This window comes from Pseudomonas sp. Ag1, assembly GCF_000278565.1.
Classification (GTDB): Bacteria; Pseudomonadota; Gammaproteobacteria; order Pseudomonadales; family Pseudomonadaceae; genus Aquipseudomonas.
Map to the genome: position 1 here is coordinate 53,381 of NZ_AKVH01000107.1, position 13,771 is coordinate 67,151.

Here is a 13,771-nt window from a genome sequence, read left to right on the forward strand (position 1 = left end):
TGTACGTTCGTACCACTGTTTAGCCGTTGTAGGCTCTCAACATCTTGCATTGGGTATGGGCCCTGCATAAGTATCCGCAGGTCGACTCACGAGGTCGCCCTCACTACCAAAAATGACAACAAATCATGAGGCCAACATGCTTAAACACGCAGTCATTCCGTTATTAGTCAGCGCCGGTTTAATGGCTGCTGCACCTTTCGCCCAAGCGGCGAGCAACCTGGTGTTCTGCTCCGAAGGGAGCCCGGCCGGTTTTGATCCAGGCCAGTACACCACCGGAACAGACTTCGATGCTTCGGCCGAAACCATGTTCAACCGTCTGACCCAGTTCGAGCGCGGCGGCACCGCTGTTGTTCCTGGGCTCGCCACGACCTGGGACGTTTCCCCGGATGGCCTGACGTACACCTTCCACCTGCGTGAAGGCGTCAAGTTCCACACCACCCCGTACTTCAAGCCAACTCGTGAATTCACGGCTGACGACGTACTGTTCACCTTCAACCGGATGATCAATAAAGACGATCCGTTCCGTAAAGCCTACCCGACCGAGTTCCCGTACTTCACGGACATGGGTATGGACACCAACATCAAGAACATTGAGAAAGTCGATGACCACACCGTCAAGTTCACCCTTGGCACCGTGGACGCCGCCTTCATCCAGAACCTGGCAATGAGCTTCGCCTCCATCCAGTCGGCTGAATACGCCGCCCAGCTGTTGAAGGAAGGCAAGGCACAGGACATCAACCAGAAGCCAATCGGCACTGGTCCGTTCGTGTTCAAGAGCTACCAGAAAGACTCCAACATCCGTTACACCGGCAACAAGGATTACTGGAAACCTGAAGACGTGAAGATCGACAACCTGATCTTCGCCATCACTACCGACCCGTCGGTGCGTATCCAGAAGCTGAAGAAAAACGAATGCCAGGTGACCCTGTTCCCACGTCCGGCCGACCTCAAGGCGCTGGGTGAAGACAAGGACCTGAAACTGCCGCACCAGGCCGGTTTCAACCTGGGCTACATCGCCTACAACGTAATGCCGGTCCTCAAGGGCCAGACCGCGCCTAACCCGCTGTCCGACCTGCGCGTGCGTGAGGCCCTGGACATGTCGGTGAACAAGCAGCAGATCATCGACTCGGTGTACCAGGGCGCAGGCCAACTGGCTGTCAACGCCATGCCGCCAACCCAGTGGTCCTATGACACCACCATCAAGGATGCGCCGTTTGATGTGACCAAAGCCAAGGCTTTGCTCAAGGAAGCCGGCGTCAAGGAAGGCACCGAGATCACCCTGTGGGCGATGCCGGTCCAGCGTCCGTACAACCCGAACGCCAAGCTGATGGCCGAGATGCTGCAGAACGACTGGAAACAGATCGGCCTGAAAGTGAACATCGTCAGCTATGAGTGGGGCGAGTACATCAAGCGTTCCAAAGGCGGCGAGAACCAGGCCATGATCATTGGCTGGAGCGGCGACAATGGTGACCCGGACAACTGGCTGAACGTGCTGTTCGGCTGCGACTCCCTGGCCGGCAACAACTTCTCCAAGTGGTGCGACAAGAAATTCGACGGCATCGTGAAAGAAGCCAAGGCGACTTCCGACGTAGCCAAACGCACCGAGCTGTACAAGCAGGCGCAACATATCCTCAAAGATGCAGTCCCGATGACACCTATCGCGCACTCGACGGTGTATCAACCCATGCGCAACAACGTGCAGGACTTCAAGATCAGCCCATTTGGCTTGAACTCCTTCTACGGCGTGAGCGTAAGCGGCAAGTAAGGATCTCTGGCGGCGACGTTTCATAACGTCGCCGTTATTGCATCCGCCAAGACCGTAGGAAACAGACCACCTCCGCACACGCTGCCGTCCTACGGCAGCTAACTGCGAATCGCGGCTCCGTTACCTACAAGGTCTGTCAGATTCGTTGCATTTACTGCCTGGCTCCCGACCCATAACGTCGTGGTACGGCAGACGCATCGTCTCTGTAGGGCAACTGCCGTTGTGGGATCAGTGTTGTCGCAAGGTCGTGAATGACCTTGCGATTGCTCACTGACGAAAACAACAAACAAGGATCGGGATTGTTATGCGCCATACCACCGTTCTATCCGCGATATTTGGCACCAGCCTGCTGGCTGTGGCCTCGATGGGCCAGGCTGCCGAGAAAAAGAGCCTGGTGTTTTGCTCCGAAGGCAGCCCGGCGGGCTTCGACACCGCGCAATACACGACGGCCACCGATAACGACGCCGCCGAGCCTATCTACAACCGCTTGGCCGAGTTTGAAAAAGGCGCGACCAATGTCGTACCGGGCCTGGCAACCCGTTGGGATATTTCCGAAGACGGCCTGACCTATACCTTCCACCTGCGTGAAGGGGTGAAATTCCACGGCAACAAGGACTTCAAGCCGACGCGCGACTTCAACGCCGACGACGTGCTGTTCACCTTCAATCGCATGCTTGACCCCGAACACCCGTTCCGCAAGGCCTACCCCACCGAGTTTCCGTACTTCAACGGGATGAGCCTGAACAAGAATATCGCCAAGGTCGAGAAAACCGACCCGCACACCGTGGTGATGACCCTGAACACGGTCGACGCCGCGTTTATCCAGAACATCGCCATGAGCTTCGCCTCGATCCTGTCGGCCGAATACGCCGACCATTTGCTCAAGGTCGGCAAGCCCAGCGACATCAACCAGAAGCCGATCGGCACCGGGCCGTTCGTGTTCCAGCGCTACCAGAAAGACTCGCAGATTCGCTACACCGGCAACAAACAGTACTGGGACCCGAGCCGCGTGAAGCTCGACCAGCTGATTTTTGCGATCAACACCGACGCCTCGGTACGGGTACAAAAGCTCAAGGCCGGCGAATGCCAGATCACCCTGCACCCGCGCCCGGCCGACGTCGAAGCCCTGAAGGCCGATCCGAAGCTGCAACTGCTGACCAAGCCAGGCTTTAACCTCGGCTACATCGCCTATAACGTGCGGCACAAGCCCTTCGACCAGCTCGAAGTGCGCCAGGCCCTGGACATGGCGGTGAACAAGCAGAGCATCCTCAACGCCGTGTACCAGGGCGCGGGGCAACTGGCGGTCAACGCCATGCCGCCGACCCAGTGGTCTTACGACGACACCATCAAGGACGCCGCCTACAACCCGGAAAAAGCCAAGGAACTGCTCAAGGCTGCCGGCGTGAAGGAAGGTACCGAGATCACCCTGTGGGCGATGCCGGTACAACGGCCTTACAACCCCAACGCCAAGCTGATGGCCGAAATGCTGCAAAGCGATTGGGCAAAGATTGGCCTCAAGGTGAAGATCGTCAGCTATGAATGGGGCGAGTACATCAAGCGCACCAAGAATGGCGAGCATGACATCAGCCTGATCGGCTGGACCGGCGACAACGGTGACCCGGACAACTGGCTGGGCACCCTCTACAGCTGCGACGCCATCGGCGGGAACAACTACTCCATGTGGTGTGACCCGGCGTACGACAAGCTGATCAAGCAAGCCAAGGTCGTCACCGACCGCGAACAAAGGACTGTTCTATACAAACAGGCGCAGCAACTGCTCAAGCAGCAGGTGCCGATCACGCCAGTCGCCCACTCGACGGTCAACCAGCCGTTAAGCGCCAAAGTCGAAGGTTTCAAAGTGAGCCCCTTCGGCCGCAACGTGTTCTCGGGCGTCAGCATCAACCCATAAAAAGATAACCGGATTGCGCAGGGCGAGCATTCGCCTTGCTGCAAACGTGCAGCCTTATTTCGGGTTTTACCCATGGGCAAACGTTTGCAAAGGCTTGAACGAGTTACACACCCAATAGCCGGTTCACCTAAAAAGACCGGCATTAAAAAGAGAACCAAAGGAGCTTCACCCATGAAACTGAGCAGCACCGCGCTACTGGCCCTGGCCATCAGCAGCATCACGGCTAACGCCTACGCTGATCCTGCAAGCCAGGACTTCGTTCCAACCACACTGGCCGGCACCAGCGCCCAAAGCGAGGCCAAAGGCTTTATCGATGGCGCAAGCCTGGGCGGTACAACCCGTAACTGGTTCTCCAACGAACAACGCTTCCGTGGCAGCAAGTTCACTTACCAGAAGCACGGCGAAGCCCGTACTGACAACTACCGTACCAACTGGGTGCAAGGCACCATCCTCAACGCTACCTCGGGTTTCACCCAAGGCACCGTTGGCGTGAGCACTGAAGTGGCGGTTTACAACGCTCTGGTCCTGGACCGCAGCAAGCGCGACATCAAGGGCGGCTCCAACCGTACCCTGGCCGACTCCGACGGCGACGCTGTAGACCAGTGGAGCAAACTGGGCCTGGCCAACGTCAAGTTCCGTGTCTCGAACACCACCTTGACCGCCGGTCGCCAGAACTTCAGCAGCGGCATCATCGACACCATCGGTAACCGTGCGCTGCCTTCGAGCTTCGAAGGTGTGAGCTTCAACAGCGAAGAGTTCAGCAACCTGTCCTTCCAGGGCGGCGTGTTCGACCGCGTTTCGCCACGGACCGAGCAGAGCCTGTCGAAATTCCGTACCGAATACGGCAACGGCCGCCAGGAAACCGACAAGGTCAACACCCTGGGCGTCAACTACCAGCCGTTCAAGAGCCTGAAGACCAGCCTGTTCGCCGCTAACGTGGAAGACTTCTGGAACCAGTACTACTTCGGTGCTACCCACGAGCTGGGTGACAGCCAGACCCTGTCCCTGACCACGGGCCTGAACTACTACAAGACCGTCGACGAAGGCAAAAAGTTGATGGGCAAGATCGACAACGATACCTACTCGCTGTCGTTCGGCCTGACCCACCAGGCTCACAGCCTGACCTTCTCCTACCAGGCCGTGAACGGCGACGAGTACTTCGACTACCTGCACGAAACCAACGGCATCTACCTGGCCAACTCCCTGACGTCCGACTTCAACGGTCCGAACGAGAAGTCCTTCCAGATCGCCTACGGCATCAACATGGCCGAATACGGCGTGCCGGGCCTGAAGTTCAACGTCTACTCGGCACGTGGCTGGGGTATCGACGGTACTCACTACACCGGCGACGGCGGCCGCGCTGGCTTTGCCTACAACGGCATTCAGGCCCAGGACGGCGAGAAGCACCAGGAATACGGTGTAGGCGCGGCTTACGCGATCCAGAGCGGCGCACTCAAGGCCACCACCATTCGTGGTACCTACGTGACTCACCGTGCCAGCGCCAACCAGGCTGACGGCAACCTGCGTGAGTTCCGCCTGGTGACCACCATCCCGTTCAACATTCTTTAATCAGCGCCAGGTCGGCGGCGGGCTCAGGACGGGCCCGCCGCCTACGCTTGTCTGGTCCAATCGATTGCAGAGGGCTCTTAGATGAAAATGCTCCCGTTACAAGCCGCCATTGCCGCTGCGCTGTTGAGCGTTGCTGTCGGCATCTCGGCCAAACCGTTGGTCGTCTGCACCGAAGCCAGCCCGGAAGGCTTCGATCCGGTCCTGTACACCACGGCTGTCACCGCCGACGCCGCGGCCGAAACCATCTTCAACCGCCTGGTGGACTTCAAGCCCGGCACCACCGAGGTGATCCCGGCGCTGGCCAAGGATCTGCCGCAAATCAGTGCCGATGGCCTGACCTACACCTTTCACCTGCGTGACGACATCAAGTTCCACACCACCGACTACTTCAAACCCACGCGCAACATGAACGCCGACGACGTGCTTTGGAGCTTCCAGCGCCAGCTGGACCCGAATCACCCGTGGCACAAAAAGTCCAACGTGGGCTACCCATACTTTGAAAGCATGGGCTTCAAGGAACTGCTCAAGAGCGTAGAGAAGACCGATGACCACACCGTGGTCTTCACCCTGACCCGCCCTGAAGCACCGTTCCTGGCCGACCTGGCCATGGCGTTTTCCTCGATTCACTCCGCCGAATACGCCGACCAGTTGCTCAAGTCCGGCAAGACCGACGACCTGAACGCCAAGCCCATCGGCACCGGCCCGTTCATCTTCACCCGCTACGCCAAAGACGCCCAAGTGCGCTTCAAGGCCAACCCGGAGTACTTCCGTGGCAAGCCGCCGGCTGACCCGCTGATCCTGGCCATCACCACCGACAACAACGTGCGCCTGCAAAAGCTCAAGGCCAACGAATGCCAGATCGCGCTGTATCCGAAACCGGATGACGTGCCGAGCATGAAGGCCGACCCGAACCTGAAGGTGGCGGAACTGGCGGCGATGACCACCGCTTACACCGCCATGAACACCACCCACAAGTACATGAGCGACGCGCGGGTGCGTCACGCGATCAACATCGCGTTCGACAAGAAGGGCTACAACGAATCCCTGTACGGCAAAGGCAACGCGGTCGACGCCACCGGCCCGTACCCGCCAACCCTGCTGGGTTTCAGCGACAAGCTGAAAAACCCGCCCCGCGACCTCGACAAGGCTCGCGCCCTGCTCAAGGAAGCCGGCGTACCGGAAGGCACCGAGTTCACCCTGTTTACCCGCAACGGCGGCGGCCCGACCAACCCCAACCCAATGCTCGGCGCCCAGCGCATGCAGGCGGATCTGGCGCAGATCGGCCTGAAAGTGAACATCAAGGTCATGGAATGGGGCGAAATGCTCAAGCGCGCCAAGAATGGCGAACATGACATGGTCTCCGCCGGCTGGGCGGGGGATAACGGGGACCCGGATAACTTCCTCACCCCGAACTTGAGTTGCGATGCAGCCAAAAACGGCGAAAACTACGCCCGCTGGTGTAACAAGGAGTTTCAAGACTTGATCGACAAGGCGCGCGCCATCGCTGAACCCACCCAGCGCGCTGCACTCTATGAACAAGCAATGGACGTTTTCGACAAGGACCAACCATGGATTCCCATGGCTTACCCGAAAATGTTCACCGCCATGCGTAAAAACGTCGAGGGTTATACCCAAAGCCCTCTGACCACAAATAACTTCGCCACCACCCAGGTGAAGTAGATAAGAGACGCTCGGCACCGTCGACATTGACGGTGCCGAACCTGCCTAACCGGCTGATTGAGGTACACAACAAGATGTTTAGTTTTATTGCCCGCCGATTGGGGTTATTGATCCCCACGTTTTTCGGCATCACCTTGCTGACCTTCGCGTTGATTCGCATGATCCCTGGCGACCCCGTCGAAGTCATGATGGGCGAACGACGAGTCGACCCCGAGATGCACGCTCAGGCAATGGAACGCCTTGGTCTGAATAAACCGCTCTACGCGCAATACCTGGATTATGTCGGCAAGCTCGCCCACGGCGACCTCGGCGAATCCCTGCGCACCCGTACCAGCGTGTGGACTGAATTCACCGCCCTTTTCCCTGCGACCCTGGAACTGTCCATGGCCGCCCTGTTGTTCGCCGGCATCCTGGGGCTGTTAGCCGGGGTGATCGCGGCCTTGAAGCGAGGATCCCTGTTCGACCATGGGGTGATGGGCATCTCCCTGGCGGGATATTCGATGCCGATCTTCTGGTGGGGCCTGATCCTGATCATGTTCTTCTCCGTCAGCCTGGGCTGGACGCCAGTCTCCGGACGGATCGACCTGCTCTACGACATCGAGCCGCGCACCGGCTTCATGCTGATCGACACCCTGCTGGCCGACGAGCCGGACGCATTCTGGGACGCGTTGCACCACCTGATCCTGCCGGCCATCGTGCTCGGCACCATCCCGCTGGCCGTTATCGCGCGGATGACCCGTTCGTCGATGCTCGAAGTACTGCGCGAAGACTACATCCGCACCGCCAAGGCCAAGGGCCTGTCGCCGGCACGCGTGGTGTTCGTCCACGGCCTGCGTAACGCCTTGATCCCGGTACTCACCGTGGTCGGCCTGCAAGTCGGCACATTGCTGGCCGGTGCGGTCCTGACCGAAACCATCTTCTCGTGGCCCGGCATCGGCAAATGGCTGATCGAAGCCATTGGCGCACGGGATTATCCCGTGGTGCAAAACGGCATCCTGTTAATCGCCTGCCTGGTGATTCTGGTGAACTTCGTGGTGGATATCCTCTACGGCTTCGCCAACCCACGCATCCGTCACCAGCGCTGAGATCATGACCATGACCACACCTACTCCCGCGGTAGCAGTCGATCAAAGCCTGCTGTACCCGTCCCCGTACAAAGAATTCTGGCAAGCCTTTTCCAAGAACAAGGGCGCCGTTGCCGGCCTGCTGTTCATGTTGCTGGTGGTGTTTTGCGCGCTCTTCGCCCCTTGGGTGGCCCCGCATAACCCGAGCGAGCAATACCGTGACTTCCTGCTGACCCCTCCGGCCTGGCTGGAAGGTGGGCAGATCCAGTTCCTGCTGGGCACCGATGAACTCGGTCGTGACCTGCTGTCGCGCCTGATCCAGGGTTCGCGCCTGTCGTTGCTGATCGGCTTATCGTCGGTGGTGATGTCGCTGATCCCGGGGATCCTGCTGGGCCTGTTCGCCGGTTTCTTCCCGCGCCTGCTCGGCCCGACCATCATGCGCCTGATGGACATCATGCTGGCCCTGCCGTCGCTGCTGCTGGCTGTGGCGATTGTCGCGATCCTCGGCCCTGGCCTGATCAACACCGTGATCGCCATCGCGATCGTGTCGCTGCCGTCCTATGTCCGTCTGACCCGCGCTGCGGTGATGGGCGAACTGAACCGTGACTACGTGACTGCCGCCCGCCTCGCCGGCGCCGGCCTGCCGCGCCTGATGTTCGTCACCGTACTGCCGAACTGCATGGCGCCGCTGATCGTTCAGGCCACCCTGAGTTTCTCCTCGGCGATTCTCGATGCTGCCGCCCTGGGCTTCCTGGGCCTTGGCGTACAACCGCCAACCCCTGAGTGGGGCACCATGCTGGCCTCGGCCCGCGACTACATCGAACGCGCCTGGTGGGTCGTGAGCCTGCCTGGCTTGACCATTTTGCTCAGCGTGCTGGCAATCAACCTGATGGGCGACGGCCTGCGCGATGCGCTGGACCCGAAACTCAAGAACGCCGCCTGAGGAGATTCCCATGTCACTGCTAGAAATCAAGAATCTCAATGTCCGCTTCGGCGACAAGACCGCCGTGCCGGTGGTCGATGGCCTCGACATCTCCGTCGACAAAGGTGAAGTACTGGCGATCGTTGGCGAGTCGGGTTCGGGTAAATCCGTGACCATGATGGCGCTGATGGGCCTGATCGAGCACCCCGGTATCGTCACCGCCGACGCCCTGAACTTCGACGGCAAGGACATGCTCAAGCTGAGCAACCGCCAGCGTCGGCAGATCGTCGGCAAAGACCTGGCGATGGTGTTCCAGGACCCGATGACCGCCCTGAACCCCAGCTACACCGTGGGTTTCCAGATCGAAGAAGTGCTGCGCCTGCATTTGAAAATGTCCGGCAAGCAAGCGCGCAAGCGTGCCATCGAACTGCTCGAAAAGGTGGAAATCCCGGGAGCAGCGAGCCGTATGGATGCCTACCCGCACCAGCTGTCCGGTGGTATGAGCCAACGTGTGGCCATCGCCATGGCGATTGCCGGCGAGCCGAAATTGCTGATCGCCGATGAACCGACTACTGCGCTCGACGTGACCATCCAGGCCCAGATCATGGACCTGCTGCTGGCCTTGCAGAAAGAGCAGAACATGGGCCTGGTGCTGATCACCCACGACCTCGCGGTAGTGGCTGAAACCGCCCAGCGCGTGTGCGTGATGTATGCCGGCCAGGCCGTGGAAGTCGGCCAGGTGCCGCAGTTGTTCGACATCCCGGCGCACCCGTACAGCGAAGCGTTGCTCAAGGCGATCCCCGAGCACAGCCTCGGCGCCACGCGCCTGGCCACGCTGCCGGGTATCGTTCCCGGCCGTTATGACCGCCCGCAGGGTTGCCTGCTGTCGCCGCGGTGCCCGTATGTGCAGGAGTCCTGCCGCGCCCAACGCCCGGGCCTTGACCCGAAAAGCAACAGCCTTGCCCGCTGCTTCTACCCGCTGAACCAGGAGGTGGCGTAATGGCCGTCGTACTTACCGCCCGCGACCTGACCCGTCACTACGAAGTGTCCCGTGGCCTGTTCAAGGGCCATGCCCTGGTGCGCGCACTCAACGGTGTGTCGTTCGAGCTGGAAGCCGGCAAGACCCTCGCGGTCGTGGGCGAGTCCGGTTGCGGCAAATCCACCCTGGCCCGCGCCCTGACCTTGATTGAAGAGCCGTCTTCCGGCTCGCTGAAAATCGCCGGGCAAGAAGTCGCCGGTGCCGACAAGGCCCAGCGCAAGCAACTGCGCAAAGACGTGCAGATGGTGTTCCAGAGCCCTTACGCCTCGCTGAACCCGCGCCAGAAGGTCGGCGACCAACTGGGCGAGCCGCTGCTGATCAACACCAACCTGTCTGCCGCCGAGCGCCGGGAAAAGGTCCAGGCGATGATGAAGCAAGTGGGCCTGCGCCCTGAGCATTATCAGCGCTACCCGCACATGTTCTCCGGCGGCCAGCGCCAGCGGATCGCACTGGCGCGGGCGATGATGCTGCAACCCAAGGTGCTGGTGGCGGATGAACCGACCTCGGCGCTGGACGTATCGATCCAGGCCCAGGTGCTGAACCTGTTCATGGATTTGCAGCAGGAATTCAACACCGCCTACGTGTTCATCTCCCACAACCTCGCGGTGGTGCAGCACGTCGCCGATGACGTGATGGTGATGTACCTCGGCCGCCCGGTGGAAGTGGGCCCGAAGGAAGACATCTATGCGCGCCCGCTGCACCCGTACACCCAGGCGTTGCTGTCGGCGACCCCGACCATTCATCCGGACCCGAACAAACCGAAGATCAAAATCGTCGGCGAGTTGCCCAACCCGTTGAACCCGCCGTCTGGCTGCGCCTTCCACAAGCGCTGCCCGTACGCGACCCAGCTGTGCAGCACCGATGAACCGGTGCTGCGACCTCTGGACAACCGCCAGGTGGCTTGCCACTACGCGGAGCAATTTGTGGTCTGACGTGCAAAAAAATGCTCTGGAGGGTGAGTCCAGAGCATTCCAGTGTTCTACAGCCCTGCTTGTCGGATAGCGCATCTGTTCGGCAAGCGGGGCTTTCTTTTGCCTGCGTTACTTATGTATCGCTGTCGCCATCGTTGTAGGTGTCGCTGTCTTCGCCATCATTGTCCGGGTTCTCGGCATCGTCATCGTCCTTGGAACCGCCCTGGTTTTCGTCACCGGGCTCGGATTCACTCTTGGCCAACTGCAAGCCACCCGCCTGCACCGTCTTCGCCGCCACAAACCCCGTGCCATGGCTTTGCACAGCCGTATTGGCCCACGCGGCAGACATGCCCAATGACATCATCACCAGCACTTTGAGCAACAGCACCACACGTTGAAAGATACTCATGGTCGAATTCCGCCCAGTCAGAAGATGAATTGCGCACGACAGCCTTTTACCGTCGCCACGATAGACGCTAGACCCAATGCGGCGTTCTCGCAACACCTGGCCTGGATGGGCGGCACAATCGCTTCAATCCCCTGCGAACGGTTTTCTACGCTTATCGCCTGTCTTTCGAAAATCGGCTCTTGATCTTTTCATAGCCGGAATTGTCCAGCCCCTCGACTCGGCACGACCCATGGAAGTTTTCAACTTCGTGGTTGAATTCGCCGTGAAACTCAAAGCTAAGACGAAGAGAGGGCAGCGAATGATCGATATCCTCGACAGTAATTTTTCCGTCTACCGCCTCATGGATGCTGTTATCACCTTCGAACGTGTAATCAATCGCCGCCACTTCCAGGCCATCATGAACACCGACTTTGAAAACATCACCTTTTTGAATGCCTGAAAGACCTGTTCGAAGAAAGTGAATGGATACCCCATTAACCCCGCCATGGTATCCAGCGACTGCAACTAGACGGGACAGTGCAGTAAGCAAGACATCATGGGTCAGCATCATATTTTGCTCAGGCACTAAAACAACGTGCATATCACCTGAAGAACCGTTTGCTTTAGGATCAGTCATGTCATCACCTCATCTTTTAAAGGGACTCGCTGCATCGCCTTTATAGACCGAAGGCAAGGCAGGGAAATACTGTCAAGTCTCACAGAGAAACGATTCAGCAAGCATGCAACACCCGCCCATTCACTTTTCTCGGGCATGAAAAAAGGCGAAGCCATGACAGCTTCGCCTTTTGGTGTACCGCTCAGATCTTAATGATGCTCACGGGTCGCGCGGAATTTCACATCCGGCCAACGCTCTTCCATCAGCGCCAGGTTGACCCGAGTCGGGGCCAGGTAGGTCAGGTGACCACCGCCGTCGATCGCGAGGTTTTCCACGGCCTTGATCTTGAACTCTTCCAGCTTCTTCTTATCGCTGCAGTCGATCCAGCGCGCGGAGTACACGGTGATCGGCTCATAGGAGCATTCCACCTTGTATTCCTCTTTCAGGCGACTGGCCACTACATCGAACTGCAGCACACCGACGGCGCCGAGGATGATGTCGTTGCTGCGTTCCGGGAAGAACACCTGGGTGGCACCCTCTTCCGCCAACTGCTGCAAACCCTGGCGCAGTTGCTTGGATTTCAGCGGGTCACGCAGGCGTACGCGGCGGAACAGTTCCGGGGCGAAGTGCGGGATACCGGTGAAGCCCAGCACTTCGCCTTCGGTGAAGGTGTCACCGATCTGGATGGTGCCGTGGTTGTGCAAGCCGATGATGTCGCCGGCATACGCTTCTTCCAGCTGCTCACGCTCGGAGGAGAAGAAGGTCAGGGCGTCGCCGATGCGCACGTCCTTGCCGGTACGCACGTGGCGCATTTTCATGCCTTTTTCGTATTTGCCGGAGCAGATACGCATGAAGGCGATACGGTCGCGGTGCTTGGGGTCCATGTTCGCCTGGATCTTGAACACGAAGCCGGCGAATTTCTCTTCCACAGGCTCCACGGTACGCTCGTTGGCAACCCGGGCCAGCGGCTTGGGGGCCCAATTGACCACGGCATCCAGCACGTGGTCGACACCGAAGTTGCCCAGGGCGGTACCGAAGAACACCGGCGTCAGCTGGCCGTCGAGGAATTCCTGCTGGTTGAACTCGTGGCAGGCGCCCTGCACCAGTTCCAGCTGGTCGACAAACCGGTCGTACTCGTCACCCAGGTGGGCGCGGGCTTCGTCGGAGTCGAGCTTCTCGATGATTTTCACATCGGTACGTTCGTGGCCGTGGCCGGCGGTGTACACAATGATGTAGTCGTCGGCCAGGTGGTACACGCCCTTGAAGTCGCGGTAGCAACCAATCGGCCAGGTGATCGGCGCGGCCTTGATCTTCAGGACGGCTTCGATTTCGTCCAGCAGTTCGATCGGGTCGCGGATGTCACGGTCGAGTTTGTTGATAAAGCTGACAATCGGCGTATCCCGCAGGCGGCACACGTCCATCAGCGCGATGGTGCGGGGCTCGACGCCTTTACCGCCGTCGAGGACCATCAGCGCCGAGTCCACCGCCGTCAGGGTGCGGTAGGTGTCTTCGGAGAAGTCTTCGTGGCCCGGGGTGTCGAGCAGGTTGATCATGTGGTCGCGATACGGGAACTGCATGACCGACGTGGTAATGGAAATACCACGCTGCTTTTCCATTTCCATCCAGTCGGAGGTGGCATGGCGGTCGGATTTACGGGATTTCACCGTGCCGGCCACCGCGATCGCCTTGCCCATCAGCAACAGCTTTTCGGTGATGGTGGTTTTACCGGCATCGGGGTGGGAAATAATGGCGAAAGTGCGGCGTTTCGCGACTTCGGCGGCCTGGTGGGTCATGGGAAATCGCCTGGCAGGTGAGTCAAAAAAGGGCGGCGAGTATAGCGCAAACCCGGGGTGACGGACCACCGTTCACCCCATTGGGGGTGGCTAATTGCTGCCAAGTATGGAACCT

Annotated in this window: 11 protein-coding genes; 8 read left to right on the plus strand and 3 right to left on the minus strand. The window is 59.4% G+C overall.

What is annotated here, in order from left to right:
• The first annotated feature begins 136 nt into the window (after window positions 1-136).
• The 8 genes from A462_RS09350 (at window position 137) to A462_RS09315 (ending at window position 10,880) form a co-directional block, all read left to right on the plus strand.
• Window positions 137-1,765 (plus strand): ABC transporter substrate-binding protein, encoded by a 1,629-nt coding sequence (locus tag A462_RS09350; protein WP_003216000.1) that lies wholly within the window; start codon window positions 137-139, stop codon window positions 1,763-1,765.
• Between the two features lie 364 nt (window positions 1,766-2,129).
• Complete coding sequence (locus tag A462_RS09345; RefSeq protein WP_371132335.1) at window positions 2,130-3,674, plus strand: ABC transporter substrate-binding protein; 1,545 nt, start codon at window positions 2,130-2,132, stop codon at window positions 3,672-3,674.
• A 171-nt stretch (window positions 3,675-3,845) separates the two neighbouring features.
• Window positions 3,846-5,243 (plus strand): OprD family porin, encoded by a 1,398-nt coding sequence (locus A462_RS09340; RefSeq protein ID WP_003215995.1) that lies wholly within the window; start codon window positions 3,846-3,848, stop codon window positions 5,241-5,243.
• An 81-nt stretch (window positions 5,244-5,324) separates the two neighbouring features.
• Window positions 5,325-6,923 carry an ABC transporter substrate-binding protein gene (locus A462_RS09335; RefSeq protein ID WP_008437262.1) on the plus strand — a complete coding sequence of 533 codons (1,599 nt, stop codon included), beginning with the start codon at window positions 5,325-5,327 and terminating at the stop codon, window positions 6,921-6,923.
• 74 nt (window positions 6,924-6,997) lie between these two features.
• Window positions 6,998-8,008 carry an ABC transporter permease subunit gene (locus tag A462_RS09330; RefSeq protein WP_003215992.1) on the plus strand — a complete coding sequence of 337 codons (1,011 nt, stop codon included), beginning with the start codon at window positions 6,998-7,000 and terminating at the stop codon, window positions 8,006-8,008.
• 10 nt (window positions 8,009-8,018) lie between these two features.
• On the plus strand, window positions 8,019-8,930 hold the full coding sequence (locus tag A462_RS09325; RefSeq protein WP_003215991.1) for an ABC transporter permease subunit: 912 nt from the start codon (window positions 8,019-8,021) through the stop codon (window positions 8,928-8,930).
• A gap of 10 nt (window positions 8,931-8,940) precedes the next feature.
• On the plus strand, window positions 8,941-9,909 hold the full coding sequence (locus A462_RS09320; RefSeq protein ID WP_008437263.1) for an ABC transporter ATP-binding protein: 969 nt from the start codon (window positions 8,941-8,943) through the stop codon (window positions 9,907-9,909).
• Window positions 9,909-10,880: a peptide ABC transporter ATP-binding protein gene (locus A462_RS09315; RefSeq protein WP_003215987.1), complete on the plus strand. Its 972-nt coding sequence runs from the start codon at window positions 9,909-9,911 to the stop codon at window positions 10,878-10,880. The genes A462_RS09320 and A462_RS09315 overlap by 1 nt, the downstream gene beginning before the upstream one ends.
• A 112-nt stretch (window positions 10,881-10,992) precedes the next feature.
• Here the strand turns inward: A462_RS09315 and A462_RS09310 are convergent, their stop codons facing one another.
• The 3 genes from A462_RS09310 to A462_RS09305 all read right to left on the minus strand — a co-directional run bounded on the left by A462_RS09310 (window position 10,993) and on the right by A462_RS09305 (window position 13,656).
• Window positions 10,993-11,268 carry a hypothetical protein gene (locus A462_RS09310; protein WP_003215984.1) on the minus strand — a complete coding sequence of 92 codons (276 nt, stop codon included), beginning with the start codon at window positions 11,266-11,268 and terminating at the stop codon, window positions 10,993-10,995.
• 151 nt (window positions 11,269-11,419) lie between these two features.
• On the minus strand, window positions 11,420-11,884 hold the full coding sequence (locus A462_RS34315) for a hypothetical protein (RefSeq protein ID WP_157222850.1): 465 nt from the start codon (window positions 11,882-11,884) through the stop codon (window positions 11,420-11,422).
• Between the two features lie 188 nt (window positions 11,885-12,072).
• Window positions 12,073-13,656, minus strand: coding sequence for a peptide chain release factor 3 (locus A462_RS09305; protein WP_003215978.1), 1,584 nt, complete (start codon window positions 13,654-13,656; stop codon window positions 12,073-12,075).
• Window positions 13,657-13,771: the final 115 nt, after the last annotated feature.

Excerpts from the sequence above, each read along its gene's own strand:
- A462_RS09350 (WP_003216000.1), top strand. The coding sequence starts at position 137 with ATGCTTAAACACGCAGTCATTCCGTTATTAGTCAGCGCCGGTTTAATG.
- A462_RS09345 (WP_371132335.1), top strand. The coding sequence starts at position 2,130 with ATGGGCCAGGCTGCCGAGAAAAAGAGCCTGGTGTTTTGCTCCGAAGGC.
- A462_RS09340 (WP_003215995.1), top strand. The coding sequence starts at position 3,846 with ATGAAACTGAGCAGCACCGCGCTACTGGCCCTGGCCATCAGCAGCATC.
- A462_RS09335 (WP_008437262.1), top strand. The coding sequence starts at position 5,325 with ATGAAAATGCTCCCGTTACAAGCCGCCATTGCCGCTGCGCTGTTGAGC.
- A462_RS09330 (WP_003215992.1), top strand. The coding sequence starts at position 6,998 with ATGTTTAGTTTTATTGCCCGCCGATTGGGGTTATTGATCCCCACGTTT.
- A462_RS09325 (WP_003215991.1), top strand. The coding sequence starts at position 8,019 with ATGACCACACCTACTCCCGCGGTAGCAGTCGATCAAAGCCTGCTGTAC.
- A462_RS09320 (WP_008437263.1), top strand. The coding sequence starts at position 8,941 with ATGTCACTGCTAGAAATCAAGAATCTCAATGTCCGCTTCGGCGACAAG.
- A462_RS09315 (WP_003215987.1), top strand. The coding sequence starts at position 9,909 with ATGGCCGTCGTACTTACCGCCCGCGACCTGACCCGTCACTACGAAGTG.
- A462_RS09310 (WP_003215984.1), bottom strand. The coding sequence starts at position 11,268 with ATGAGTATCTTTCAACGTGTGGTGCTGTTGCTCAAAGTGCTGGTGATG.
- A462_RS34315 (WP_157222850.1), bottom strand. The coding sequence starts at position 11,884 with ATGACTGATCCTAAAGCAAACGGTTCTTCAGGTGATATGCACGTTGTT.
- A462_RS09305 (WP_003215978.1), bottom strand. The coding sequence starts at position 13,656 with ATGACCCACCAGGCCGCCGAAGTCGCGAAACGCCGCACTTTCGCCATT.